General features: G+C 61.5%; 24 protein-coding genes and 2 pseudogenes. 6 read left to right on the top strand and 20 right to left on the bottom strand.

The window, feature by feature from the left end; all coding sequences use genetic code 11:
• Positions 1-691: 691 nt before the first annotated feature.
• The 8 genes from NKJ55_RS24940 to NKJ55_RS24905 form a co-directional block, all read right to left on the bottom strand.
• Complete coding sequence (locus tag NKJ55_RS24940) at positions 692-1,396, bottom strand: GntR family transcriptional regulator (protein WP_352452202.1); 705 nt, start codon at positions 1,394-1,396, stop codon at positions 692-694.
• Positions 1,397-1,498: 102 nt separating this feature from the next.
• On the bottom strand, positions 1,499-2,239 hold the full coding sequence (locus NKJ55_RS24935) for an aspartate/glutamate racemase family protein (protein WP_352452197.1): 741 nt from the start codon (positions 2,237-2,239) through the stop codon (positions 1,499-1,501).
• 8 nt (positions 2,240-2,247) lie between these two features.
• The gene (locus NKJ55_RS24930) at positions 2,248-2,970 is read right to left on the bottom strand and encodes an ABC transporter ATP-binding protein (protein ID WP_352452196.1); all 723 of its coding nucleotides are present in this window, start codon (positions 2,968-2,970) and stop codon (positions 2,248-2,250) included.
• Between the two features lie 2 nt (positions 2,971-2,972).
• Positions 2,973-3,752 carry an ABC transporter ATP-binding protein gene (locus NKJ55_RS24925; protein ID WP_091600118.1) on the bottom strand — a complete coding sequence of 260 codons (780 nt, stop codon included), beginning with the start codon at positions 3,750-3,752 and terminating at the stop codon, positions 2,973-2,975.
• 4 nt (positions 3,753-3,756) lie between these two features.
• A complete protein-coding gene (locus NKJ55_RS24920) occupies positions 3,757-4,731 on the bottom strand; it encodes a branched-chain amino acid ABC transporter permease (RefSeq protein WP_352452195.1) in 975 nt (324 codons plus the stop codon).
• Positions 4,732-4,736: 5 nt separating this feature from the next.
• The gene (locus NKJ55_RS24915) at positions 4,737-5,603 is read right to left on the bottom strand and encodes a branched-chain amino acid ABC transporter permease (protein WP_352452194.1); all 867 of its coding nucleotides are present in this window, start codon (positions 5,601-5,603) and stop codon (positions 4,737-4,739) included.
• Positions 5,604-5,679: 76 nt separating this feature from the next.
• The gene (locus tag NKJ55_RS24910) at positions 5,680-6,882 is read right to left on the bottom strand and encodes an ABC transporter substrate-binding protein (protein WP_352452193.1); all 1,203 of its coding nucleotides are present in this window, start codon (positions 6,880-6,882) and stop codon (positions 5,680-5,682) included.
• 409 nt (positions 6,883-7,291) lie between these two features.
• Positions 7,292-8,734, bottom strand: coding sequence for a LuxR C-terminal-related transcriptional regulator (locus NKJ55_RS24905; protein WP_352452192.1), 1,443 nt, complete (start codon positions 8,732-8,734; stop codon positions 7,292-7,294).
• Positions 8,735-8,916: 182 nt separating this feature from the next.
• Between NKJ55_RS24905 and NKJ55_RS24900 the strand changes: the two genes are divergently transcribed.
• A complete protein-coding gene (locus NKJ55_RS24900) occupies positions 8,917-9,297 on the top strand; it encodes a hypothetical protein (RefSeq protein ID WP_352452191.1) in 381 nt (126 codons plus the stop codon).
• Positions 9,298-9,838: 541 nt separating this feature from the next.
• Here the strand turns inward: NKJ55_RS24900 and NKJ55_RS24895 are convergent.
• The 7 genes from NKJ55_RS24895 to NKJ55_RS24865 all read right to left on the bottom strand — a co-directional run bounded on the left by NKJ55_RS24895 (position 9,839) and on the right by NKJ55_RS24865 (position 18,298).
• Entirely contained in the window at positions 9,839-10,717 is an 879-nt protein-coding gene (locus NKJ55_RS24895) for an SMP-30/gluconolactonase/LRE family protein (protein ID WP_352452190.1), read from the bottom strand.
• A gap of 36 nt (positions 10,718-10,753) precedes the next feature.
• On the bottom strand, positions 10,754-11,716 hold the full coding sequence (kce, locus tag NKJ55_RS24890) for a 3,5-dioxohexanoate:acetyl-CoA acetone transferase (RefSeq protein WP_352452189.1): 963 nt from the start codon (positions 11,714-11,716) through the stop codon (positions 10,754-10,756).
• A complete protein-coding gene (locus NKJ55_RS24885; protein ID WP_352452188.1) occupies positions 11,713-12,660 on the bottom strand; it encodes a 3-hydroxyacyl-CoA dehydrogenase in 948 nt (315 codons plus the stop codon). Before NKJ55_RS24885 ends, kce begins: the two co-directional genes overlap by 4 nt.
• Before the next feature lie 10 nt (positions 12,661-12,670).
• On the bottom strand, positions 12,671-13,477 hold the full coding sequence (locus tag NKJ55_RS24880) for an SDR family oxidoreductase (RefSeq protein ID WP_352452187.1): 807 nt from the start codon (positions 13,475-13,477) through the stop codon (positions 12,671-12,673).
• A gap of 13 nt (positions 13,478-13,490) precedes the next feature.
• Complete coding sequence (locus NKJ55_RS24875) at positions 13,491-15,563, bottom strand: ABC transporter permease (protein ID WP_352452186.1); 2,073 nt, start codon at positions 15,561-15,563, stop codon at positions 13,491-13,493.
• Positions 15,560-17,098 carry a sugar ABC transporter ATP-binding protein gene (locus NKJ55_RS24870; RefSeq protein ID WP_502904511.1) on the bottom strand — a complete coding sequence of 513 codons (1,539 nt, stop codon included), beginning with the start codon at positions 17,096-17,098 and terminating at the stop codon, positions 15,560-15,562. The genes NKJ55_RS24875 and NKJ55_RS24870 overlap by 4 nt, the downstream gene beginning before the upstream one ends.
• 72 nt (positions 17,099-17,170) lie before the next feature.
• A complete protein-coding gene (locus NKJ55_RS24865; protein WP_352452185.1) occupies positions 17,171-18,298 on the bottom strand; it encodes a sugar ABC transporter substrate-binding protein in 1,128 nt (375 codons plus the stop codon).
• Positions 18,299-18,538: 240 nt separating this feature from the next.
• On the opposite strand from NKJ55_RS24865, the gene NKJ55_RS24860 reads away from it, so the two are divergent.
• The gene (locus NKJ55_RS24860) at positions 18,539-19,219 is read left to right on the top strand and encodes a GntR family transcriptional regulator (protein ID WP_352452184.1); all 681 of its coding nucleotides are present in this window, start codon (positions 18,539-18,541) and stop codon (positions 19,217-19,219) included.
• A 140-nt stretch (positions 19,220-19,359) separates the two neighbouring features.
• Here NKJ55_RS24860 and panC read toward each other — a convergent pair whose 3' ends face one another.
• Positions 19,360-20,328, bottom strand: a complete 969-nt coding sequence (gene panC, locus NKJ55_RS24855; RefSeq protein WP_352452183.1) for a pantoate--beta-alanine ligase — start codon at positions 20,326-20,328, stop codon at positions 19,360-19,362.
• Complete coding sequence (gene panB / locus NKJ55_RS24850) at positions 20,325-21,161, bottom strand: 3-methyl-2-oxobutanoate hydroxymethyltransferase (RefSeq protein WP_352452182.1); 837 nt, start codon at positions 21,159-21,161, stop codon at positions 20,325-20,327. Before panB ends, panC begins: the two co-directional genes overlap by 4 nt.
• Before the next feature lie 443 nt (positions 21,162-21,604).
• Here panB and NKJ55_RS24845 point away from each other — a divergent pair, with 443 nt between their 5' ends.
• Positions 21,605-21,916, top strand: coding sequence for a hypothetical protein (locus NKJ55_RS24845; protein ID WP_352452181.1), 312 nt, complete (start codon positions 21,605-21,607; stop codon positions 21,914-21,916).
• A 193-nt stretch (positions 21,917-22,109) separates the two neighbouring features.
• On the opposite strand, the pseudogene traG reads toward NKJ55_RS24845, so the two are convergent.
• Positions 22,110-23,525 (bottom strand): annotated as a pseudogene (gene traG, locus NKJ55_RS24840) (IncP-type conjugal transfer protein TraG); the annotation flags it as partial.
• A gap of 487 nt (positions 23,526-24,012) precedes the next feature.
• Between traG and NKJ55_RS35670 the strand changes: the two are divergent.
• Positions 24,013-24,246, top strand: coding sequence for a type II toxin-antitoxin system VapB family antitoxin (locus NKJ55_RS35670; RefSeq protein WP_502901454.1), 234 nt, complete (start codon positions 24,013-24,015; stop codon positions 24,244-24,246).
• A 77-nt stretch (positions 24,247-24,323) separates the two neighbouring features.
• On the opposite strand, the gene NKJ55_RS24835 is transcribed toward NKJ55_RS35670, so the two are convergent.
• Positions 24,324-24,581: a hypothetical protein gene (locus NKJ55_RS24835; RefSeq protein WP_352452180.1), complete on the bottom strand. Its 258-nt coding sequence runs from the start codon at positions 24,579-24,581 to the stop codon at positions 24,324-24,326.
• Between the two features lie 233 nt (positions 24,582-24,814).
• Positions 24,815-25,114, bottom strand: coding sequence for a DUF1236 domain-containing protein (locus NKJ55_RS24830; protein WP_352452179.1), 300 nt, complete (start codon positions 25,112-25,114; stop codon positions 24,815-24,817).
• Between the two features lie 497 nt (positions 25,115-25,611).
• On the opposite strand from NKJ55_RS24830, the gene NKJ55_RS24825 reads away from it, so the two are divergent.
• Together NKJ55_RS24825 and NKJ55_RS24820 are read left to right on the top strand one after the other, a co-directional pair.
• The gene (locus NKJ55_RS24825) at positions 25,612-25,938 is read left to right on the top strand and encodes a hypothetical protein (protein ID WP_352452178.1); all 327 of its coding nucleotides are present in this window, start codon (positions 25,612-25,614) and stop codon (positions 25,936-25,938) included.
• Positions 25,939-26,136: 198 nt separating this feature from the next.
• Positions 26,137-26,345: pseudogene (locus NKJ55_RS24820) on the top strand (IS66 family transposase); the annotation flags it as partial.
• Between the last annotated feature and the right edge of the window lie 332 nt (positions 26,346-26,677).

The raw sequence follows: 26,677 nt of genomic DNA, 5'->3' as shown, positions 1-26,677 counted from the left end.
GTCGCCGGGCGGATCTGCTGCACTGGTCTAGCCTGCCCTCATCACCTGCGTTGGCGTCAACGGCTTTGGCAGCGTCGCTCGACAGGGCTGGGACATCATGACGGAGTCGCGTTAGACATTCCAGTGGGGCGAATATCGGTTTCAATCCTCGGGCTGCCGCCCAACAATGCTGAATCATATCGTGTCAAAGCTTGCAACGAACGAAGACGCAACTGGCGCATATTGCACTTGGCTGTCAAGGTCGGGAATAGGGTCAGAACCTGCCCGTGATCTTGCATTCAGGGAAGGTCCGAGAAGGGTCGGATCGCGAAGTTCCCCGCCGCATTGGCGAACGTCCCAAGATGGCGCATGGTGCCGTTTCGGAACCGGGTGGACCGGGGGCAGGATCGCCAATCAACCTGGGATCATGTTGCACCAAGTTCGAATGTCGCGTTACTGGCAAGTAGAAATGTCGCATTGGGACGTTTCAGAGGTAGGCGCCAGGTCAGGATTGCGGGGTGACGTGCATCCTGGCTTCGCCGTGAGCGCCCGATCGGGGGCGATCCAGTATGGCACTTCGGCTTTACTAGCTTTGAGAGCCACTTACGCGCGAGCTTCGTTGGCCGGTGCCGGTTGCGGGTGATCCGATATTCGTCCAGCATCGCGACGACATCTGCAATGCGAAGCTTGGCGAAGAGTTTGACAGCGCAGATCAGCGCAAGATGTCCGACAGGCTCTCGGGCTTCTTCTCGCCAAGCGACAGATCAAGGCCCGACAGCAGGTCGACGAGATGGCTTTGCATCAGGTCGGAGGCGTTTTGTGCGTCGTGCTTTTCGATGGCATCGACGAGGGCGTGATGGGCGTGGCTTTCGCAGGTGGTGTCGCGGCGGCGCCAGTAGAGCGCGATGATCAGCGACGACCGCGACAGCAGGTCTTTGACGAAACCGGTCAGGATAGAATGGCCGGCGATTTCGGCGATGCCGACATGGAATTTTGCCGACAGCATGATGGCGTCGCTGTCGCGGCCGGCATGCAGGGCCTCGTGCTCTTTTTCGAGATGAAGCCGCAGTTGCGCGATCTCGGCCGGCTTTGCCACTTCGGCGGCAAGCGCCGCGACCTTGGGCTCGATCAGCGCCCGCGCTTCGAACACCTCGCGCGCTTCCTGCCTGGTCGGCTGGGCGACGAACGCGCCGCGGTTCGGCTCGAGCCGAGCCAAGCGGTCATGCGACAGCGCCTGCAGCGCCGCGCGTATCACCGCGCGGCTCACCGAATAGATCGAGGCGAGTTCGTCCTCGGGTAGTTTTGTGCCCGGTGCGAGGCGGTGGCTGACGATGGCGTCGCGCAGGCCGGCATAGACCGGAAACCAGCGCATCGTCGGCTTGTCGCCATCCCGTGGCTTTGGCCCAAGCAGGTCCATCGTCTCATTGTCCCGGCGGCCGGATCGCTTAGCGGCGCGAACACCGCGTTTCCGGCCGGACATCGAACATCCTGTGTGGGAATGTCAACAATTTTGCACGCATCAGGATACACGGCCGGAGGGCGAAAAGGACGCAAAGCTTCCGGCGAAGGATTTTTCGAGTGGAACCTGGTAGCCGCCGCGCTTTGAGGTCGACAGGCCAAGGCCGACGAGGCTCTCACAGAGTTTTACTGCGCAGGCGACGCCGTCGAGCACGGGAAGGCTATGTTCGCGGCTGAGCGCGGCTGCGAGGTCGGCCATGCCGGCGCATCCCAGCACAATCGCTTCGGCTCGGTCGTCGCGGATGGCGCGCTCGATCTCCTCCGAAATTCGATGGCGGGCGTTGGAGCCGGGCACTTCGAGCTCCAGAACGGGAACGTCGCTGGCCCGCACCCTGGCGCAGCGGCTGGCGAGGCCGTAGCGCACCAGATTGTGCTCGATCGCCGGCACCGAACGCGACAGCGTCGTCACCACACTGAACTTGCCGGCAATCAGGCTCGCCATGTGAAACGCCGCTTCGCCGATACCGACCACCGGCATCTCGCCGACGCAGCGTACTGCGTCGAGGCCGGTGTCGTCGAAGCAGGCGATGACGCAGGCGCTCGCCGCCGGATGTTTTTGGATCTCGCCGATCATTCCCGGGATGGCGAAGACCTCGTCGAAATAGCCTTCGACGCTCGGCGGCCCGTCCTTCGGATTGACGGCGATGATCCTGGTGCCGGCCGAAGCCGCGCGGCGCGCCGCCTCGCCGATCTTTTCGGTCATGGACGCGGTGGTGTTGGGATTGACGACGAGTACGTCCATTTGCGCTTTCATATTTCGCCGCCGAGATAGAGTTTCTTGACCCGGTCGTCGCCAAGCAGCTCAGCCGAATGTCCGGCCAGCGCGATCTTTCCGGTCGTCAGTGCGTAGGCACGCTGCGAGATGCGCAGCGCCATGCGCGAATTCTGCTCGACCAGCAGCACGCTGACCTTTTCATCGCGGTTGATCGCGACGATCGAGCGGGCGATGTCCTGAACGAGCTTCGGCGCGACGCCGAGCGAGGGTTCATCGAGCAGCAGAAGCTTCGGTTTGGCCATCAGCGCCCGCCCGATCACCAGCATCTGCTGTTCGCCGCCGCTCATCGTACCCGCCGTCTGGGAATAGCGTTCCTTCAGGCGCGGGAAGCGCCCGAGCACCATGTCCAGCGTCCTTGCGATTTCGGCCTTGTCGGTGCGGGTGAAGGCGCCCATCATCAGATTGTCGCGCACCGTCATGTAGGAAAAGACGCGACGACCCTCAGGTACCATGCCGATGCCCATCCTGACCAGCTCGTCCGGGCGCGTTCCGTCGATGCGGTGGCCCTGGAAATGGATCTCGCCGCTGCGGACTTTTTTCAGGCCGGTGATGGCGCGCAGGATTGACGATTTGCCCGCACCGTTCGCGCCGATTAGCGCTACCGTCTCGCCCTCGTTGACGCTCAGCGACACGCCCTTCAGCGCATAGACGTGGTCGTAGTAGAGTTCGACATTGGAGACGCTCAGCAGTTCGTTCATGGCTAAAATCCGATCGTCTCGTCTTCGGCGCCGAGATAGGCTTCGATGACCTTTTCGTTCTCTTGGATTTCTTTTGGCGTTCCCTCGGCGATTTTGACGCCGAAATTCAGGACGACGATACGGTCGGAAATGTTCATGACGGCGGGCATATCGTGCTCGACCAGCAGGACAGTCACGCCGCGTTTGCGGACGCCGCGCACCATCTCCACCGCGCGCACGGTTTCGTCATGGTTCATGCCGGCAAAGGGTTCGTCGAGCAGGAGCACGGTCGGGTTGGTGGCGAGGCCGATGGCAATCCCCAGCGCGCGCAGATGCCCGTGCGGCAGCGTGCTCGCGATCTCATGCCGTTGCGCGCCGAGATCGAGGAAGTCGATGATCTCGTCGGCCGAGCGGCCGAATTCATCCTCGTCGCGCCGTGCGGTATTCGTGCCGAGATAGAAGCCGGCAAGGCTGGCATTGGAACGCAGGTGATGCGCGATTATGACATTGTCGCGCACCGTCATGCCCTTGAAGATCGTCGTCTCCTGGAACGTGCGCACCACGCCCTTCCGGGCGACGATATGCGGCGCCAGGCCTGAAATCCGCTCTCCCCGGAACAGCACTTCGCCCGAGGTCGGATTGAGGAAAGAGGAAATCAGCTTGAACAGCGTCGACTTGCCGGCGCCGTTGGGGCCGATGACGGAAAGGATCTCGCGTTCGCGGACCGCGAAGGAAACATTGTTGACCGCGACCAGCCCGCCGAAGCGTTTGGTCACTGCCTTGATCTGGAGAAGCTCAGTCATGGTCCTAGCCCTGCTTCTTGCCGAACAGCCTGAGGCTGAGCAGGCCGTTGGGAAGGAACAGCATCAGCGCGATCAGCACCGAAGAGAAGATCAGCAACTGGAACTCGCCGGTCTCAAACAGGAAATCCCAGCCGAAATAGAGCACGAAGGTGCCGATCATCGGCCCGAAGACGTGGCCGAGACCGCCGAGGAAGCAGTTCAGCATGAAGTTCACCGAGTCGGTGACGGTGAAGCTCGACGGATAGATCGATTGCGAGATGGCGACGAACATCGCACCGCCGAGACCGCCGAGGAATGAGGAGATGGCATAAGCGATGACGCGCAGATAGGCGATGTTGACGCCGATCGAGGAGGCCAGTTCCTCGTTCTGCTGCAACGACTGGCAGAGTTTGCCGATGCGCGAATGGACAAGGCGGTAAAGCCCGGCAAAGCACAGCACCATCAGCGCAACCGACACCAGATAGAAGGCGGGACGCGGATTGGCGAGCGTCGCGAAATCCGGAAGGATGGTCAGCCCGAAGATCGAGATGCCGCCGGGGAGCGGAATGCTGACCATGCCCTTGGCTCCGTTGGTGATCGGCAGTGCCAGCGCGAGCAGCCGCGCCACTTCGGTCAAAACCAGCGTGACCATGGCGAAATAGACGCCGCGAAGCCTGAGGATGGGCAGCCCGATCAGCACGCTTGCAGCGGCGCAGAACAGCCCAGCCAGCGGCAGTGTCAGCCAGAACGACACACCATACTGGACGACAAGGATGGCCGAAACATAGCCGCCCATAAGCGCGAAGGCGCCCTGGCCGATATTGATGCGGCCGATGTAGAAAGTCACCCACACCCCGGCGCTGGCGATGCTGAGCAGCGCGACCGAAGTCAGCGTGTAGTAGAGGTCGAGCCGACCGGTCGCCTCGATCAGCCAGGGCACGCCGATGAGTACGACCAGCAGGAAGACAGCGACGCCGAGAATGTTGCGTGTACGCTTCATGTCGATCACCCCCACGGCTTGCCCATGAGCCCGTTCGGGCGGATGCTCAGGAACACCATCAGCGCGGCGAAGATGACGAGATAAGTGACGTCGCCATATTGGCGTAGCACCGTCAGGCCGACCGATTCCATCATGCCGAGGATGAAGCCGCCGGCGATCGCTCCGCTGACCACGCCGGCCCCGCCGATCATCACCATCAAGAACGCCTTGATCGAGATCGGCCCGCCGATGCCCGAATTGACGCCGGTGATGGCGACCAGCAGCCCGCCGACTATGCCGGCAAGCATGGCGCCGAGCGCAAAGCCGATCATCGAATAGCGGTCGACCTCGACGCCCATAAGCTGCGCCGCGACCCGGTCCTGCGCCAGCGCCCGCATGGCGCGTCCCGGCTTGCTGTACTGCATGAAAAGCACGAAGGAGGCGATGAACAGTATGGCGAGTGCGCCGACCAGCAGCCGGTCGTAAGGCATTATGAGGCTGTCGGAGACGAAGACGCCGTTGACGATCTTCGGCACGCCGCGCTGCTTTTCACCGAACAGGAGGAGGATCACGGCGTCGAGGAAGAATGCGACCGCCGCCGCGAGAAGCATCGTACTTTCCTCCCGCACGCTTCGCTTGATCACCGTTCTGAAAAGGAATTTCTCGACCAGCGCTCCAATGACCAGCAGCGTGATCCCGGACGCAACGAGCGCGACGACGAAAGGCATGCCGAGCTGGCCATAGACGGTGTAGGTGATGAAGCCGCCGAGAACGTACATCTGCCCATGGGCAAAGTTAAGCACGTTCATCAGAGCGAAGATCAGGGTCAGACCGAGCGCGATCAAGGCGTATTGCGCGCCAAGATAAAGCCCGTTGGCGATGACTTGTTCCATCAGGATGTTCCCGGCCATTCAGAGGCTCAAGGCGAATGCACGAGCCTCTGCGGCAATCCGCTTCAGTGCAGTTGCGTCAATCGACTTGAGCGACGAAGAGCGTCTCGAACTTGCCGTCGCGGTATTCCGTAACCACCATCGGGACCGAAAGCTGGCGCTTCTGGCCAAACGACGTCATTCCGACATAGGTCAGCTTGGCATCGCCCTTCAGATAGGGATTGGGCGCCGAGAAAGTGTCGATCGTCTTCTTGAACTCCTCGACATTGTCGATCGCGGCCGGGTTCGCCTTCAGCGTCTCGATGATGTATTCGAGCGCGTAGACCTTGGTGTTGGACTCGTCATTGTATTCGCCGAACATTTTCGTATAGCGGTCGACGAACTCCTTCATCATGTCGGACGCGATTTCGGGCGTCGATGCGCCGCCGACTGAGATGAAGCCGTTGGCCAACTCGCCCGCGCCCTCTTCCAGCACCTTGGCATCCTGCGCCGTTTCGGTGGAGATCAGGCCTTCGTAGCCGAGCTCGCGCGCGGCGCGGATCAGCAGCGGCGCATTGCCGGGCGCGACACCCGAAAGCACCAGCAGGTCCGGTTTTTGCAAAACGATCGGCGTCAGTACCGGTGTGAAATCGCGGGTATCGTTTTGGTAGACATCCGTGGCTGCCACAACCTCGAGCCCGAGCGCCTTTGCCGCGGCAACACCGCCATCCCGCTGGCTCAGCGGATCGGATTCGTTGGCGGCGACAAAGGCAACTTTCTTCACGCCCCTGTTTTCCATGAGATATTTGTAGATCGCCGGAGCTGACTGGTAGTTGGCGATCATGCCGAGCACGGCGTTGGACGCCGGCGGGGTGTAGAGTTCCTTCGGGAACGCGTAGGGAAAATAGATGATGCCCTTGGATTCTGCCACGGGACGCACCGCCGCCGCGCCGTCGTCGACATTCGGACCGACGACATAGTGGATGCCCTCCTGGGCCATCTTCTCCATGCCGGCGATCGCCCGCTTCGGGTCCTTCTGATCGTCGAAGGTGACGATTTTGATGTCATAGGTCTCGTCACCAATCTTCACACCGCCGGTTTCGTTGATCCAGGCGGCGCGCGTCTGCATCGAGCGGACGTTGGATGTGCCCCACGCAGCGGCCGCGCCACTCGTCACGCCGACAAAGCCGATCTTGAGTTCCTTGTTGGCGGCGTGCACCGTGATTGTGCCGCCGGCCATGATTGCCAGCGCAGAGACTGCGCTGAGCGTGGCGTATGTGATTATTGAACGTCTATTGATCATTGTTCTTTCCCCTTTGGAGGCCGCGCATTGTTGCGACAGAACTCGACCGATACGCGGAGTTTTGTGAGTGAGGGCTCAAATCTATTATCTGTCAACAAAACTTTTACAGATTGTTGACAATCTTGTGCGGTCGTAGATGGAGGACGCGGTCCGCATCCGATGCGCTCTGCAATCGATCGACCTGGCCGTGCGCTTCCAGCTCTTTCCGGTACGCGCTTACGACAGTTTAGCGGAATGCTGTTGACGGAAGCCGTCCCGGAAAAGGAGAGCGTCCCATCAACAGTCTGACCAGACACTGGTGCAATGATGGTGAGCGGATTCTGCGCCTGCGCGTAGCCGAGAGCGTCTACGACACACAGGCAATCAACAGGGTCGTGCCGAGGGCTCCACAATGGTATCTCAATTGAAGCTAGGCCAGCCCCGCGCGGCGGGCGCCCTCCCGGATCGCGGCAATTGCGGGAGGATTGGTGACTGGATAGGAGCCGATAAATCCTTCGGCCGAAATGTCTGGAAATTCTCTCGCCAACCGGTTGGCAATTTTTATTGCCTGAGGTGTTTCGCCGAGCATGGCGTGCGCCATGGCCTGGAACAGCAGCGTTGCAGGCGAGTCCGGCGGAGCTTGGCTGAACGCGGTCAGGCACTCCCTGTGGAGACCTACAACGAAGCTCGACCGGCCCAGCATGCTATAGTACCAGGAAACATGTGGATTGAGACGGATCGCGCGGTTCGCCAATTCATATCCTTCCTGCGGGTCGCCTGTCACGAATGCCTTTCCTCCGGCAAGCAAGGCGAGGGTATCGGCATCGTGCGGGGCGGCCGCCAAGGCAAGATCATGTTCTCTTGCTGTGGCATCGAGATCGCCCTGCAAGGCCCGCAGCTCGGCTAGACATATGCGCGCATGGGTATCACCCGCGTCGAGCGCCAAAGCTCGTTCGAGGCACAGTTTCCAGCGCTCCTTTGCGACGGAAGGTTTATTGGTAAACGCATTGATGGCGGCGACGGCATGCGCCAGCCCCAAGACAGTCCAGGCTCTGGCAAGGCCCGGGTCCAGCTCGATGGCACGCGTCAGAAGCCGCACCGCTTCCGCATTCGAAGCGTGCGTGTAAAAATTGTGCTGCTCGACGCCGAGCAGATAGTAGTCATAGGCACGAAGGCTGGCGGGGTGTTTTCGACGGACGACATCACGTCGAAGTTTTGCGAGCTTGCCGCAACAGCTAGCAAGGACATTGACGACGTTTTCGGTGACCATGTCCTGCATCGCAAACAGATCTTCCGCTGATCGATCATAGCGGACCGTCCACAAATCGACTCCAGTGCGCGCGTCGACGAGTTGGACGCAGATCCGCAGCTGCTGCGCTGCCGCCTGCAAGGTCCCCTCAAGTAGATAATCCGCATTCAGTTCCCGCCCGATGGATCGCACGTCATCGCGCCGTCCCTTGTACGAGAGCATGGTCTGGCGGGCGATGACCGCAAGATCGGGGTAGCGAGCCAGATCGACCATGATGTCCGCCGACAAGCCATCGGCCAGGCGGTTCCATGGTTCGTCCGCACTCAGATTGTCGAAAGGGAGAACCGCAACGACTGTTGGCCCTGAGCCCTCTACCGAAAGGTCACCGGATGGTGCCTGGCCCGTGTCTTGCTCGTGTTGGTCGGCAAGCAAGCTTGCAAGCGCCACTTTGTTGCGAATATCGAGTTTCCGATAGATGGCCGACAGATGGGTCCGCACGGTAGTCGGCGCTATGAAGAGCGTCTCGCCGATTTCACGATAGGTCATCCCCTGGGCGAATTTTGCAGCGACCACCCGCTCCCGGTCCGACAGACTGGTCAGAGGATTGCTCACGGCGCGAAGCATCGCTTCAGGTCTCCGATCCGCTACGAGTTGTGGTCGACCCGGCACGGCAAAATACTACAGATGCGATCTCGAAAACACTGCATTTGAACGATCCCATCCGACCGCCAGCAATTCTAGGCTTTCCTGTCGATAGGGTTTCGTCGGGTCGCAGACCCCGATCCATTCTGTAACAGGAGGTATCCATGACAAAGTCATCTATCTTTGCCGCAATGCTGGTGCTGCCTTTGTCGGCTGGACCATGCTTGTCCGAAGGCAGGCAATCTGGTGGCAAGCTGATTTCCGAAGATGCCACGAGAGCCGTCAGTGCCGAATTGTATTCCGACGTCCTCATCCGAGCGTGCAGGAACGGATGGCGCTACCCTCGGAGCCAAATCGAGAACGGCTTTAAACGGCATCTTAGGGAGCTGAAATTGCAACTGGTCGATCAGGGTTACACGATCGTGCCTGGTGCGAAAGCGAACAACTCGCTCCGGAGTCTCTCCGCAATGGCATTTGTCGCCAAGCGCCAATCTGTCGCCTCGCGCCAGTTCGGCTGTTCCCGCCAATACTGGCTCGACGAGTGACCGTTCTGGAGCGCGCAACCGGGGCAGCATATCAGGCAAGTATTGTGGTCAATTGGCTTCCTAGTCTGGTCGTTTCGGCTCGGTGGCCCCATTTTTCGAGACGGCGGCGGCGGTGACGGTGGTGCTCATCGGCGAGACTCCTTTATTCCGGAATATACGGGCTTTCCAGGCTTGCTTGCCGGAGAGTGGATACTCGCAGACCGCCACACTGCTATAGCCAATGCTATGGATCGACTGCAGCACCTGGTGCCTGCGTGCGGCGGCCGTGATGATTTTGTCGGATCGTCGGTCCAGACGAAGGGCTATGACTGCAGCTTGTGGTCGATGACGAAGCGGTTGATGGCGGAAACCCACATGCCCTCAACACGGGACTGGTGATGGCTCGCGCAGCGCCTGCCGTGCTGCCGCCATCGTGCTCTTAGTTCCTGACACGACCCCAGGCCAGAACCGCACTGCACGAGCTTCCAGCGCCGGTTGCCCTGCGGCGGGAGGTTGGGGTGGCACCAAGAGGCGGGGAGGATGATCGCCATTAAGCACCGATTTATGCGGCAAATCTTGGCTCCGGAACTCCCGTTGCACCCAGGCCGGTGATGGCAAAAAGGCTGCCGCGCAAGACACCGTCGCTTGGAAAGCGCGGCAGCGGCGGCTTGGCCATCGAAGTGACGTACAGGGTGTCGAGCTTCGGCCCGCCGAACATGACGCTGGTGATCTTCTTGACGGGCATGTCGATGATGCGATCAACGCTGCCGTCGGGCGCGTAACGCACCAGCCTGCCGTCATAGACCAGCGCGTTCCACAGGAATCCTTCCGCATCCACGGTCGAGCCGTCAGCCGCCCCTCCCCGGCTGGTATCGACGCGGGTGAAGGTGCGCCGGTTGTCGGCGGCACCTGTTTCGATATTATAGTCGTAGGCCCAGATCTCGCCGGTCCAGGTGTCGGCGAAATAGAAGGTGCGGTCGTCCGGGCTCCAGCACGGACCGTTCGAGCAGATGATGCCGGAATCTATTCTGGTAACGGAGAAATCCGGATCGAGCCGGTAGAGCCCGCCGGAGGGTCCCTCTTCCATCGTGTCCATTGAGCCGGCGAAGAAGCGGCCGCGCCGATCGACCTTGCCGTCATTGAGCCGGTTCATCGGCCTGTCCGGCTCCGGATCGTGAATCGGCGTCACCTCGCCGGTGGCGAAATCAAGCAGATGGAAACCGCGCTGCAGCGATACCACCGCGCCACCGCCGTCCTTGCGCAATGCCATCGAACCGATCTTCATCGGCACGTCCCAGCAACGGATCTCGCGGCCGTCGGCGGTCGCCCGAAACACACGCCCGTCGAAACTGTCGATCCAGTAGAGGCGCTCCTGTTCAACGTCCCACAGCGGTCCCTCGCCCAGCGTGGTCTTCACGTCCACCACGACTTCGATCTTCATGCCGTCCTCCTCTGTTTCGGCGCTCTGCGGCAAAGGTCAAAACGCGACCTGGTCGCCGCCTTTCAATGACAGGATTTCGCGGGCCTCATCGGGCGTTGCCACTTCCATGCCGAGGCCTTCGATGATCTTGCGGGCAAGCACCACCTGCTCGGCATTTGACTTGGCAAGCTTGCCCTTTCCGGCCCACAGACTGTCTTCAAGCCCGACGCGGATGTTGCCGCCAAGCGCTGCCGATTGCGCGGCGATGCGCAACTGGCTGGCGCCCGCACCCAGCACCGACCAGCGGAACTGCTCGCCGAACAGCCGGTCGGCGGTGCGCTTCATATGGGCGACGTCTTCCGGATGGGTGCCGATGCCGCCGAGAAGGCCGAAAACCGACTGCACGAAGAACGGCGGCTTCACCAGCCCGCGATCGGCGAAATGGGAGAGGTTATAGAGATGGGCGATGTCGTAGCACTCGAACTCGAAGCGCGTGCCGTTGTCGTAGCAGGTCGCCAGTATATATTCGATGTCCTTGAACGAGTTGCGGAAGACCAGATCACGTGTCGCTTCCAGGTGCGGTCTTTCCCAGTCGAACTTGAACGTTTCGTATTTGTCTACGAGGTGATAGAGCCCGAAATTGATCGAGCCCATGTTGAGCGAGGCGACTTCCGGCTTGAACTGGGCGGCGGGGCGCACACGCTCCTCGACCTTCATGTAGGGACTGCCGCCGGTGGTGATGTTGATGGCGGCATTGGTGCCTTGCTTGACGCGCGGCAGGAAACGCGCGAACGCCTCCGGCGTCTGGTCGGGCTTGCCGGTCTCGGGGTCGCGGGCATGCAGATGCAGGATCGCCGCACCAGCCTCCGCCGCCGCGATCGCCTCGCGGGCGATCTGGTCCGGCGTGATCGGCAGATAGGGCGACATGGTCGGCGTGTGGATCGCCCCCGTCACCGCGCAGGTGATGATGACCTTCCCGCTGGGTTGCTGGGCGCCGGGCTTGCGGCTTGTTTGCGTCATCGTCCAAACTCCTGATCCGACTTTTTTTTGTGCGCCGCCAGTGCCATCAGCCGGCGGTCGCGCCAGACCTGCCGTTCGCCGAGTTCTTCTCGCGGCAGCCGCTTGCGGCGCTCGGCCTCGACGGTCTCCATGACCTCGCCGGCCCAGTCGACGCGCCGCAGCATCTGCGGGAAGATGTTGGAATAGATCGTCTGGTAGCGCTCGACATAGTCGCGCACACCACCCGGTGCATTGAGGTCGATCGTCTCGAACGGACCCATGAACGACCAGCGCAGCGCCAGCCCGTCGCGCAGGCCCGTGTCGACGTCCTCGACGCTGGCATAGCCGTCGGCGACGAGCCGGAACGCCTCCTCCAGCAGCGCGCCTTGCAGGCGGTTCATGATGAAGCCGTCGAGCTCGCGCTTCATCACCAGCGGCGCGTGGCCCGCCTCGACAAGAAAGGCGCGGGTCCTTTCCACCGTTTCGGCGGAGGTCCATGGCGCAGGCACGACTTCCGCCGCCGGGATGAGATAGGGCGGATTGATCGGGTGCACGACGAGGCAGCGATGGCGCCCCTCAAGATGATCGGTGAATTTCGACGGCAACAGCGCCGAGGTGGAACTGGCGATCACCGCCTGCGGACCGGCAAGGGCGTCGATCCGGGAGAACACTTCCCGCTTCACCTGGAGGTTTTCCGGCGTGTTCTCCTGGACGTGGACGGCATCGGCCAAGGCGTCGCCAAGCTCCGCCACAATGGTGATGCGGCCAAGCACGGCATCGACCGCCTGTCCCCGCAGCAAATCGTTGGCGGCAAGGTCGCCGAGCACGCCAGCGATATAGTCGCGCGCACCGCTGGCCGCGGCCGGCGCCTGGTCCCACATGCGCACATCATGGCCTGCACGAGCGAAGCTGATCGCCCACGCTCGCCCGATGAAGCCGCTTCCGACAATTGCTACCTTCGCCATGATCTCCCCCTCAGAGTGTCTCAACGTTGCCGTCGACGCCGAGCGACTGGCCGGAAATATTGACGCCCGCATCGGAAAGCAGGAAGGCGACCATCGCGGCAACATCGTATGGGCTGGTCATGCGGCGCAGCGAGATGTTTTGCAGATAGCGCTGCGTCATCTCCTCGTTTGAAACGCCGAGCTGCTTTGCCCGGTCGGCAATGACCTTGTCGATGCGCGGCCCTTCGATGATGCCGGGCAAGATGGCGTTGACCCTGATCCCATGCGGTCCGAGTTCCTTGGCAAGACTCTGGGTCAGGCCGACAACGCCGAACTTGGCAGCCGAATACGGCGTGCGGAACGCGTAGCCATGGCGGCCGGCGGCGGAAGACATTGAGACGATCGAGCCCCCGCCCGCCGCCTTGATCAGCGGCACGGCACGCCGCGCGCACAGGAACTGGCCGGTCAGGCAGATATCTATGCAGCGCCGCCAGTCTGCCGGATCGATCTCATCGACGCCACCGGTCGGCCCGGCAATGCCGGCATTGTTGATCAGGGCGTCGAGCCCGCCGAGCTTCTCCTTGACGGTCTCGAACAGCTGGTCGACATCGTCGTCGCGCGAAACGTCCGCTTTGACTGCGGCGGCGAGTGTGAGCCTCTCTGGAGCGGCGGCCAGCGCCTCGTCGGAAATATCGCAGATCACGACACGCGCGCCGCGCCTCGACAGCGTCTCTGCAATGGCAAAGCCGATGCCGCCGGCACCCGCCGTCACCAGCACGCGCTGGCCTTTGAGCCCGGTCAGGAATTCGTCCGCCGATGCCGGTGCGCTTGAGCTCATTATTCCATTCCTTTCACTGAATCCGCCTTTCGCGCAGCGCCATGACGGCACCGAGCACCACCAGCCCGAACAGGATCGCCCGCGTCGCGTAAGGCAGCGTCGTGCCGGCGAGCAGCATCTGCAACGCGGTCAGGAGCAGCACCCCGCCTAGCATGCCAAGATAATGGCCGCGCCCGCCGGTGATTAGCGCACCGCCGACCACGACGACGGCGATGGAGGGCAGCAGATAGTCGTCACCCATGCCGAGGCTGGCCTGGCCGGAAAAGCCGGTCAGCATGATGCCGACGAGCCCCGCGCAGACCGCCGACAGCACATAGACGAGGATGAGCGTGCGCCCGACCGCGATGCCGGAGAGCTGGGCCGCGCGCAGGCTGTTGCCGATGCCATAAACCCGGCGGCCGAAAGCGGTGCGGCCGAGCAGCAGCACGGCAAAGACGACGAAGGCGATCATGAACAGCACTACCGGCGTCACAACGAATACCTTCCCGGTCATGAACCAGCGCAGCATCGGCGAGGAGAAGCCGGCCGGCGTACCCTGCGAGTAAAGCAGCGCGACGCCTTGCAGAATGCCGTTGGTGGCCAGCGTCATCACGATCGGCGAAATGCCGAGGACGACGATACCGATGCCGTTGGCAAGTCCGATCAGGCAAGCGGTGAGCAGCACCGCCGGCAGCGCATAGGCAAGTGCACCATCCGAGCCGTTGACCATGCCGGCAAGCAGGATGCCCGAGAGTCCGATCGTCCACGGCACCGACAGGTCGAGCCCGCCGGTGAGGATTACGCTGCCTTGCCCAAGCGCCAGGACGGCGAGGAAGCTCGACAGCACGAACAGCGAGTTCCAGTAGGTGACGTTGAGGATGGCGCGTCCGAGCCAGATCTGGGTGACGATCACGACGACGGCCAGGCAGACATAGGCCGGCAGCGCATAACGCAGCGTCTCGGCATTGCGGATATGGAAGGCCGGCAGCGGCGCCTGCTGGTCGTCGGTGCTGCCACGCGCGATCCTCAGCCGCCGGTCGGTGCGATCGATCTGCGAGGGCAGCATTCCGGCGCGCCATGCGCCCAACCGCGCCCGTAGCGCACGCAGTTGGCGGGCGAGCACGGAGCCATGCGACAGCGAGCCGGCAAGCACGGCAAGGATCAGGATCGTGCCCTCGGCGATCGTCGAATAATAGGCCGAGACGTTGAGTACGAGCAGGATGTTGACGACCATCATCAGTATGTAGGCGCCGAAGACGGTGCCAACCGGCCCGCCTTGACCGCCGCCCAGCCTTGTACCGCCGACAACAACCGCCGCAAACATCGACAGCAACAACGGGTTGCCGACGAGCGGATCGCCGCTGCCGGTCTGGGCGCTGATGAAGACGCCGGCGAGCCCGTAGCAGCCGCCGGCTATGACATAGACCAGGAAGCGCACGAGAACGACGCGCACGCCGACCGAAGCGGCCGCATCCGGATCGCTGCCGACGGCATAAAGCGCCGTCCCGAAGCGTGTGCCTTTGAGCCAGAACCAGCCGAGCAGGACGACGCCAATAACCACCAGCGGCATCGGTATCCAGCCGGCGATGGCGTCACCGAGATAGAAGGCGCCAAGATCGGGAGAGACGAAGCCGCCCGGCTTGTCCATGACCAGCAGCGTTACCCCCTGCAGGATGAACATGGTCGACAGCGTGACGACGATTGGCTGCATGCGCAGGACGGCGATGAAGAAGCCGTTGAAGGCGCCGATCAGCATGCCGACACCAATTCCGGCCAAGGTCCACAGCGCGACACTGGTGCCGGTCGCCATCGGATCCATGCCTTTTGCCAGGACGACATTGACCAGCGAGATCACCGCGCCGGCGGACAGGTCGAAACCGCCGGACAGGATGACCACGGTCTGGCCGATCGCCGCCAGTGCCGAGGTGGCGCCGCCGCTGGAGAGAAACGAAATGTCGAAATAGGTGAGCCGCCCGGCACTGACCAGATCGACGATAAGCAGGAGCACCGCAAAGACGATCGCCGCTATGATCGCGCCGCTGTGCCGCGCGAGAAGCCGCGTCAAAGTCGCGGCCGGTGCCGCGGCGGGCAAACTCGTCACGCTCATTCCGCCGCCTCCCGGACCAAGTCGCCGTGGCCCAGCGCTGGTCGCATGATCGCGCCTTCCGTGATGTGGTTGCCGGCAAGCTCCGCCACCAGGCGACCGTCATAGAGGACGAGCACTCGGTCGCATTGATGGACCAGCTCGGGAATTTCGGTTGAATGCAGAAGGATCGAGCCGCCGGCCGCCACATAGTCGCGCATCATCACATAGAGCTCGTGCTTGGTGCCGACGTCGATGCCGCGGGTTGGGTCGAAGAGCAGCAGAATGCGGCTCTCGGCGACCAGCCATTTGGCGATGGCGATCTTCTGCTGGTTACCGCCCGAAAACGCCCCCGCCCTCGTCCACATGGCGCGGTGGTCGACCTCGACCGTCGAGAAGGCGGACTGTACGGCCCGCGCCTCCTCGTGCCTGCTGATCAGGCCAAATCGGGTAAAACGCGCGACGACCGGCAGCGACACGTTCTGCCGGCCCGAGAGTTTCAGGAACAGGCCTTCGGTCTTGCGGTCCTCGGGTACCAGCCCGATCGCCATGTTGGGCTTGAGCGCATCGGCGGGCGATCCAAGCCAAACCATGCGGCCGTCGACCAGGACATGGCCGCGCTCGATCTCGGCCATGCCGAAGCAGGCGAGGAACAGGTCGAGCTGGCCCATGCCCTGAAGCCCGGCAATGCCGAGGATCTCGCCCTTGCGCAGGTCGAAACCGACGCCGTCGAGCTTCCTCCCGGCCTTGAGATCGCGCACGCCGAGCACCGGAGGACCGAAGACGGCCTCGCTTTCGGGTTTCGGCGGAAAGGTCTGGGCGATGCTGCGACCGATGATCTTCTCGATCACTTCTCCATCCGGGACGTCGGCAACCGGCGCCGTCACGATATGACGGCCGTTTCTGAGAATGGTCAGCATATCGCAGAAGGCCCGCACCTCGCGCATGCGATGGGTGATGAACACGACCGTTGTGCCGGCGGCCTTAAGTCGCGCGATGATGCCGCCCAGCCATTTGACATCGCCGCCCGACAGCGTCGAGGTCGGTTCGTCGAGCAGGAGGATGCGCGGCTTGCGATAGAGCGCGCGCGCGATCTCGATCTTCTGGCGGACGGCGAGATCGAGGGTCGCGACCTCGGCATCAAGATCGACCGAAAAGCCGAGATCTGAAATGTGCTGGCGCACCGCCTTGCGCGCGGCCGACCGCTTGATCAGGCCGATCGGGCCGACAGGCGCGTAGGGCAGCAGCATGTTGTCGAGAACGCTGAGATCGCGCACCAGCGTCATTTCCTGGAAGGCTGTCTGCACGCCTTTGGCGTGCGCGGCGCGCGGCGAACCGAGTGGCGCCGGTTCACCAAGAACGGTGATTTGCCCTTCGTCGGGCCGCACCAGTCCCGACAGCAGCTTGACGAGCGTGGACTTGCCCGCACCGTTCTCGCCAAGCAAGGCATGCGCGCTGCCCGAAGCGATCTCGAAGGAAACGTCATCGAGGGCGACTGTTGCGCCAAACGCCTTGCGGACGCCCTCTATGCCGACAGCTGTCGAATGCGCTGACATCATGATCCCAGTCCCGGCCTGCATGAAAGGTGCGTCGAGCGCCTCGCAAGCACCCCACACCCACTTCGGGAGGGCCTACTCCTCGGGCTGGCCTACAAGGGCGGCCGCGAGACCGATTTCCGGTGTCTGATCGGAGAAGATCGAGGCGAACCAGCCTGGGTTCGAGACCAGCGACGGTTTGAACGCGTTGCAACCAGCCTTCATCTCCGCCCAGGTGCCTTCGTCACAAAGCTTTATCGTCTCGTTGGTGACGACCGGCAGTGGCAGGATCGTCTTCTTGGCAACCTCCTTGCCGTCAAGCGCCTCGACCGCAAGCTTGAGGGCCAGCGCACCGGAATAAGGCGGCGACGCGTAGGAAATGCGCGGCGCGCCGAGCGGCGCATAGGGAGAGGTCGCGCCCTCGACCTCCGTGCCCTCCGGCAGCATCTGGATACGCCCGCCATTGGAACCCTCGCCGGCGCAAGGCAGGAGTTCGCTGACCTTTTTGCCGGCCTCGAGCTGCATGGAATTGGCGGTGAAGCAGCCGACCTGCATCCACAGCCCGTTGATGTCGTCCCAACTGCGCGTCGCCAATATCTTGGAAAGTTCGGTACGGGCCACCGCCTGGCTCCACATGCCGACAGCCTCGCCGACGATCTTGATGTCGGGATGCTTGGCAAACACCTCCTTCGCCGCCTTGGTGCGCAGATCATCGACCGAGGTGCCGGGAACGCCGGTCACCGCGATGATGTTGCCCTTGCCATTGAGCTTCTTGACCAGCCACTCCGCCGTTACGCGGCCAGCCTCTTCCTGGTCGATATGGACGTTGTAGGCGCAGGGCTCCGTGATCTCGGCATCGTAGGCAAACACCTTCACGCCCTTGTCGCAGGCGTTCTTCACCACCTGGTTGAGCGCGGTCGGCGAGATCGGGAAGATCACGATGGCTTCGGCACCTGTCTGCACCATCGCATTGATCTGCTGGATCTGGCGCTGTGCGTTCGGCCCCGCAACCTGGACCTGGAGGTCCACCTTGTCGGCCATGCTCTTGTGCGACGCCATCGCCTTGACCATGTTGGCGGCCTCGGCCTGCCAATCATTGCCGATGAAGCTCATGCTGAGAAATATCTTGTGCTTTCCGGCCGCTTCGGCGGCGGACGTACCAAGAACGCAAACAGCCATGCCGGCAAGCAGCGCAAGCCGCCGGGCTTTCGATCCGATACCCATTCAAAACTCCTCCCAGTTCAGACGACCAAATGCCTCCCAAGGGCGCGAAACGTGCTCCTTGTCATTCGATGCAGCTGACCGTGTCATGATTTGATCAAAGATCAATGATGAAAAGCTAATAAGTAAAACCCGGATAGGCCGGCGCTTGACGCGGCAATCCGAACCTTGCATTCCGGGCACAGGCGCCGGGTAGGACAAGAGCGTCGCCGTATGTCGCCGTATGGGGAAAGGTAGGCAGAGATGGCTGGGGCGGCATTCAGGAAGCCGGGCGTCGAGATCACGCCGCTTTCCAGGGAAACCCTGCAGGACAGGGTTTACCGGCACGTCACCGAGTTGATCCTCGACGGCAGTATCGTTCCAGGTGAAATGGTGACGGTGCAGAGCCTTGCCGACGCTTTCGGCGTCAGCCCGATGCCGGTTCGCGAGGCACTGCGGCGTCTGAGCGCCGCCAACGCATTGATGGTGGTTTCGGGCCGGTCAATCGGTATCCCGGCATTAAGCCGCGCGCGACTCATCGATCTCAGGAACGTCAGGTTTGAGATCGAGGCGATCGCCGCCGCATGGGCGGCCGAGCGAATGGACGATGCCAGCGTGGCGCTGCTGCGCCAGCATCTGGACGCACTCGAACAGGCCAATGCCGCCGGCGACGTCAAATCCTACCTCAGGGCCAACTACGCCTTCCATTTCTCCATCTATCGAGCCGCAGGCTCGGAAAACATGCTCAACATCATCGAGAACCTGTGGCTGCAGATCAGTCCCTATTTCAACATGCTGCACGATTCCGGAAACTATTCGACCGCGAACCAGCACCATCAGCAGATGTTTGCAGCGCTGCGAGACCGCAACGCGGAGGCGGTCCGGGCTGCGGTTCGCGCTGACATCGACGCGGCTTTCACTGTCCTGATCAAACTGCTGAAATAGGGTGAGGTCGCCAAGCCCGACATAGCAGGACGGTGATGCTCACCACCAACCGAACCGCCGAGCATCAGCGGGCATTTCCGGCGCCCTGCTGCGGTGATTCATCCAGAGGGGACGATCCAGCGCTCACAGGGCGGAGTTGGTCAGGGGTAGCGCTTGCCAGAGCCTACAAGCTCATCCTTTAATGCTGGCGTTGCGGTGTGACCGTCGGCACGGGTGAAGGCATGCCCGATTGATGGCGGCGGCTTGTCAACGAGAAGGGGGGACGGCAGTGTTCTGACGTTATCAATGAGCCGCGTTTCGCCGAGCCAGGCCGCTGCAAACAGGCGTGCCGGCCGATCCAGGCTTGCTATCGGTTGCAGATCTGCCTCGCCACGGAGTTCCAGGTACTCGACCTCGCGATAGCCTGCGGACAGGATCGCTGCGCGCGCTTCGGCAAGCGTTGGCAGGACGGGAGAGCCGTTCGAGAGCCCCGACGCCGTATCGAGTAGGACCGATGCTAGCCTTGGGGCGACGGCGCGCTCTGCCGGCGAGAGCCGGACATTGCGCGATGACAAAGCGAGACCATCGGCTTCCCGGACTGTCGGACAGGGGACGACGGTGATCGGAATATCCAGGTCCCGGACCATGCGCCTGATAAGTTGAAGCTGCTGGAAGTCCTTCTCTCCGAAAAAGGCGAAATCAGCGCCGGTCTGCAGGAAGAGTTTTGCAACGACGGTCGCCACCCCATCGAAATGGCCGGGCCGGAACGCACCGCACAGGCTTTCACTGACGCCGGACACGGACACGGTCGTGGCGAAGCCGTCAGGATACATCTCAGTCGCATCCGGAACATAAAGCAGGTGGGCGCCCAGCAGCGTAAGCTTTGCAGCGTCTTCATTTTCCATGCGGGGATAGGCGGCAAGATCCGCCGCACTGTTGAACTGCTTGGGATTGACGAACAGCGTCACGATCACGCGATCGGCCTTTTGAAGCGCAGAACGCACGAGACTCGAATGCCCTTCGTGCAAGGCTCCCATCGTAGGCACCACGGCGATATTGGCACCAGAACGGCGCCATCCCGCCACAACGGTACGAAGCTCGGCAATGGTGCGGACGATCGGCACGCTCACGCGGTTTCTCCGGCCTGCGGCGCGTCGGCGAAGAGATGTTCGGCCGCCGGAAAGCGCCCTCCCCGCACATCAGCCGCGTAAGCCGCAATGGCAGCTTCGGCCTCTGAGCCCAGTTCGGCATAGCGCTTGACGAATTTCGGACGAAAACCGGTGAACATGCCCAGAATATCGTCGACGACCAGAACCTGGCCGTCGCAGGCGGCGGAGGCGCCGATCCCGATGGTTGGAATCGTAACCTCCTCGGTTATTCTTCGTGCGAGCGGCTCGGCCACTTTTTCCAGCACAACGGAGAATGAGCCGGATTCGGCAACAGCAACAGCGTCCCGCAAAATCCTGTCGCCGTCTCTGCCCCTGCCCTGGACCTTGTAGCCGCCAAGCACATTGATCGCTTGCGGTGTCAGCCCGACATGGCTCATGACGGGGATGCCGCGGGCAACGAGAAAGCGGATCGTGTCAGCCATGCTCTCGCCGCCCTCCAGCTTGACCGCGGCGCATCCGGTCTCCGCCATCAGCCGGGCGGCGTTGCGAAAGGCCTGTTCGCAGCCCTCCTCATAGGAGCCGAACGGCATGTCGACGACCATCAGCGCTCGTTCAAGACCGCGGCGCACGGCCTTGCCGTGCATGATCATCATCTCCAGCGTAACCCCGAGGGTTGACGTCAGGCCGTGAAGCACCATGCCGACGCTGTCGCCGACCAGGACCACGTCGCAATGCCTATCGGCGAGGCGCGCAACGGGCGTTGTATACGCTGTTAAGCAGACAATCGGCTTCTTGTGCTTTCGGGCCGCAATGTCCGACGGCGTCAGCGCCTTTGTCTCAACCGCCACACTCATGGGCACATTCCCTCGGGTCAAGTTCCAGCGGTGACGGTTTTGCATAGTTCTGTGCAGGTGCGAAGGCCAAAACCGCACTGCATCAGAAAAGTTTGTGCGTCGCGAAGCAGGCTCTCGGCAAAGCAAATACAGAGGGCCAGCGTTCCTCTGCTTCGGTGCGCCACAACCGTGTTGCTGATCGGCTGAGCAATCGGGCTCCGGTCGTTTTCAACTCGAACCGTTTAACTGCCGCACGGCGGTTCACGCCAGAAGCGACCTTGGTTGCAAGCCTATCCGAAATGCGTTGTGACGGAAGCATGCGCCCGCACTCCAGACACTACCATTTGAATCAATATCGCTGGTTCGAATCGGTTTCCGAAACAAGGTGCACGCTGGCGGCGTTGGCATTTTCCGCATATTAGCAATCCCTTGACTATCGTCAAAGCCGCTCCAGAATCATGGGCATGGCTTGGGAAATTGCGGACATCAATATCGGCGATGAGGTGGCGATCACCGTGACGGTGCTGAAGCTCCTGGACGACGGAAGAGCTAGCGTCAGCATCCCCTCCTATGGTTTTCCGCATTCGATCCCTGCTCCTAAAAAGGCCAAACCAGGTGACGAGCTCCAGCTCACTGGCGAGGTCACGCGGGTCGACGAGGAAAATCGAAGGGTGACCGTGAAAGCTGGCGGGCTAATCACCGTGGATGCCGATACGATCACCGACTGGACGCCTGTCCGCCGCAAAAAGATGTCGCTCACAGATGAGGCGGATTAGCGAACGCAGATCAAACCATCGATGCCGAAGACAAGTCCGCTAGGTCTGGCCGCCCTTGCTCTGGTGCGCGTGGCATCGAGGAGACCTGCCGGCCGGCGTGCTGCCGATCGAGGAGGCTGTCTTCCTGCTCTTATGGCCAAGAGCCCATGCATGAGGATGAGGCGCTTGCCACGGCTATCATTGAAACAGTTGAACGGCTAGCTGTCCGCTCGTCATTGGTGGCGAAGCTCACCCGTACGTGACAATTGTCGAGGATGGAATTGTTCGGTCCGTAGGCCTTCTCGATCTGATTGAGCGATTGTGCGATCAGGAACGACTTGATGCCATAGCCGGCCATGAAGGCCAGCGCGCTTTCGAAGAAATCGAGCCGGCCGAGCGCCGGGAACTCGTCGAGCATCATCAACAGACGCTGTCGATGATCCTTCGCATGGAGATCTTCCGTCAGTCGGCGGCCGATCTGGTTAAGCACGAGGCGGATGAGAGGCTTTGTGCGACTGATGTCCGATGGCGGCACGACCAGATAGAGGGTCGTCGGCCGTCTCTCCTCGACAAGGTCGGCGATCCGCCAGTGGCAACATGACGTTACCTTGGCCACAACCGGATCGCGGTAGAGGCCCAGAAAACTCATGGCCGTCGAGAGCACGCCGGAGCGCTCGTTTTCGGATTTGTTGAGCAGTTCTCGGGCAGCCGACGCCACGACCGGGTGCGGGCCGGCATCGCCCAAATGCCGGGTCAGCATCATGGCGCGCAACGTCGTCTCGATTGGGCTCTGTGGATCGGAGAGGAAGTTTGCCACGCCGGCAAGGGTCTTGTCCTTCTCCGCGTAGAGCACATGCAGTATGGCGCCGACCAGCAGCGCATGGCTGGTCTTCTCCCAGTGGTTGCGGCGTTCCAATGTGCCTTCCGGGTCGACCAGGACATCTGCCACGTTCTGCACATCTCGAACTTCCCGCTCGCCTCGTCGCACCTCCAGCAGAGGGTTATAGGCCGCGGATGCGGCATTGGTCGGATCGAACAGAAGCACCCGGCCGAAATGTGCGCGCCATCCGGCCGTCAGTTCCCAGTTTTCGCCTTTGATGTCGTGGACAATTGCCGAACCCGGCCAAGTCAGCAGCGACGGCACGACCAAGCCAACACCCTTGCCGCTTCGGGTCGGCGCAAAACACAGCACGTGTTCGGGACCGTCATGCCGTAGATAGTCGTGGTCGAGCTTGCCGAGCACCACGCCATCAGGACCGACTATGCCTGCGGCTCTGATTTCGTCTCGCGTCGCCCAGCGTGCCGAGCCATAGGTCGCGGAGTCCTTTGCCTCGCGCGCGCGCCATACCGACATCCCGATCGCGGTGGCGATCGCCATCAGGCTGCCGCTTGCCGCAATCGCCGCGCCCTCAACAAAGACCTTCGGCGCGTAGGCGTCATAGAAAAACCACCACCAGAAAAATGCCGGCGGGGGATAAATGGGCTGTCCCGCCAGTTCGAACCAGGACGGACCGAGTTGGCTCTGAAAGCCGAGCCGCCATGCCGTCCATTGTGTCGCTGCCCATGTTGTCACGAGGACGAACCCAAGGGTGGTGAGGACCTGTCCCCACAAAATCTTGGTTGCCGGCACTTGTCGTTTCTCCGATCTGAATGACCCGAACAACGAAGAAAGACCGAGTGTCGAGATATGCAAGGGGAAGGAGTTGTCAAAAGCGGCAGGACGTACTGTGAGATAGAAAGACTTGCAGAATTCGATCCGAGACTTCTTTGGAAAGTATTTCATTTGGGCAGAGAGATCAGAGTCGGGTCGTTGCCATTGCGCCACCATGGAACAATCGTGACTGTTCTCATTCTGGTGGTCGTGAAGGAGATCAACTAAATCGCAGATCTGCACAACTATCCCACTTGCGCCTCGAATGGGAAAGGGGTCCGACACCTGGCACATGGAACGTCCGGCCCAGAGCCGCTCGATCTCTTGTGCCCGATCGCACTGTCTGCCGACGACCTGATCACGTGCAGCCGCACATAAGATCCGCAAATTGCAAGATGATCGCGGCTGCGGTGGCTATTTGTCGACGAAAGCCGGCTGCAGGACCGTCGCTGGTTCTCAATGGAGACTGCCGCAACCGCGCCAAAGCGCGACGTTATCGGGAACGAATCCGTGCGTTGGGTTTAGCTCCGCTTCGCAGCGCGCGCTGGAGGAGCGCCTACGTCGATTCGGATCCGACGCTCGCAAGCCGGCAATGCTGGAAGACCTAGCTGCCAGCCGCCGGCGCTGGGCCGCCCTGCCCGTGCTCAATGCTCGCAGCGCCGACGAGATCATCGGGGGCGCGGCCAGCAAGGACGCTTAGTGCGCAATCGATAGGACCTCCTCGCAACCCCGTTTGGACATGGACTTGGAATAGCTGAAAAACGCTCTCGACAGCCGTTATTTGGACTGGCGCGCGGCAGCGATGGCCTGCAAGAGATTAATGCTGCTCATGTCAGGTTGACTGGATGCGGCAACAGCCAGTGCTGCGGCATCGGCCATTTTCGCGACGTCGTCGCTGCTGATGGTTCCGCGCTTTTCCAGCAGGTTTAAAAGTTCGACAACGAGAATGAAGGCGTTCACGCCATACCGTTCGGCTCTGAGCTCGAATTCGCCCCGCGCCAGTTCCTCCGAGTCTCCCTCGACCCTTTTGTCCATGATTTGATCGCCTCCCGCGGCAAAGCTATCATAAATTAACAACCTGTTCTAACCCGCCTTCATCTGGAAAAACCCGCCGTGCCCATCAGCACGGCGGGTTGATCAAGCGTTGCCCAAGGCCTGGTGCTGGCAGATCTATAGATCGATTGCCGCCCGACAGCCTATCAAACACGCTTCGTCCCCGCGCCGCCTAACTTGGTAACGGCGGGCTTCTCCTCCCCAAATCGTTCAGGTCACTGGATGACTTTGACGATCTTGCGTGTGCCTGGATCAACGACAACGGTCCGGTTGTCGACGACGACGTAGCGGTATTTGACGTTCGGGACCTCATGAAGCTCGACTGTGTCGGGCAGGGTTGAGCCGATATTGAGCTCCACTCCAGGAATTTTCACCGAAGCGAGTGGCTGCTTTTTCACATATTCCTTAATCACCGTCTCCTGTTCCGGGTTGATCACCACGTCCTGAGCGGCGGCAGCACCGACACCAGCCAGCAGCAGAAATCCCGCGGCTGCGATGGAAAAACGCATTCTCATAGCTATCTCCTTGTGAGCTCTCTTGCACTGGACGCGAAACTTTGCGCCAAAGCTCCCCCAAACATGAAGCTTGTGCAGACGTTCCTCACTGAGCCTTCGGTCTAGCCGTGCGTGGGACCAAAGTCTTCGCTGCAGTGCGCAATAGCCCCGCACATGCAGCCACGCGGAACTGTGTCTGTTCGTACTCGTTGGCGTCGGTCAACGGAGGAGCCTATGGAGAACAGTGTCCACCAAGCTCGCTGGCTGCTTGCACCGGTTTTCGCCGTCTCCATCACCTTCTTGGTGATAGGAATGGTTGCTAGCTGATGCTCGCTAGCCAGAAATGACGCTCCAACAGCCCCGAATTTGTATCTGCGCAGAAAAGTCCCTTCCTGCGCTGATAGGATCCGCCCGCCATTCCTCGATTGGCGGACGGATCCTCATTTCCCAGCTGCGTCGGATGTCGAGTGAGTAGGAACGGAAATGGACGAGAACAAAAGCAATCGAGACTTGTTCACTTGTTCGACCGAGGCCGCCTGTCGGTCGATGCGCTTTATGAGGTGGAACATTTCGCGCGGGAAAATGGCGTGTGGCCGAGCCAGGTCAGCAAGCTGATCAAAGAGAACGGCAACGACCGTCTGACCCTCACCAAGGCAGTGAAGAGCTGCGCGATCGGCATTGAAAAACCCGCCGCACTCTACAGCACGACGGGTCGATCGAGCGTTGCGCCGAGCACGGGCGTGGGCGCTGGGGTGGGCTGTGCCCGGTGCGGCCCGATCGTAACAAACGATACGTGCGCGGCTGCTTGGCGTCTACCAACCGCCAGTTGGGGACAATTTTCGTAGCCGGTGGGGCGGACAATCATTGCAAATGTCCTCCTTTTACACACCGTTCACTCGTTCATCCCGACGGGCGCTAATTTTGATCACCAGTGACGGCCTTTCTGAAGCATGGGGGTTCCAAAAATCCCTTTCAACAGGCCGGTTTATACCCGTCCGATCCTGAGCTTCGCCAACGCGTTTTCGACCAGGTTTGGAGTGACGAGGTCGGCAGACGAACGCCGTGCGTCGCCAGGAAAGGAGCCGCGCTATTGTCGCCGATCTCGAACCTTGGCTGCGCGAGAAGCTCGGCCTGATCAGCCACAAGACAAAGCTCGCCGAGACGATCCGCTACACTCTCACCCGCTGGGGAAGGCCTCTCGCGCTTCCTCGACGACGGTCGCATCGAGATTGACAGTAACACCGTCGAGCGGGACCGAACAATCGACGCCCGCCTGCAGCAGCTCCATGGCAGCGCTGTGCCTCAAAACATGGGGCGCCGAAGCGTTCGAAACGCAACCGGAAGGTGCCCATTGGTCCAAGCATGGCGTCGTCAGCAGCGTGAGAGTGGCGATATCCGTGTATGACAGCAGAGTTGAAGGCACGGTCAAACACTAAAAGCCGGCGCCGTGTGGGCAAATTGGACGTCCATTGCCGCAGCAATTTCGGTCATGATGGGAGCAATTATGACCGGGGCTATCTTTGCCTCTCCCCCTTCCCCTGGCCTCCAGAACCTGCGAAACTTCGCCATGCGGGCAACATATCA

Origin of the sequence: Mesorhizobium sp. M0106, from assembly GCF_040322715.1 — a bacterium.
Lineage (GTDB): Bacteria > Pseudomonadota > Alphaproteobacteria > Rhizobiales > Rhizobiaceae > Mesorhizobium.
Note: the sequence above shows the minus strand (reverse complement) of the source record. Positions and strands in the feature narration are given on the sequence as shown.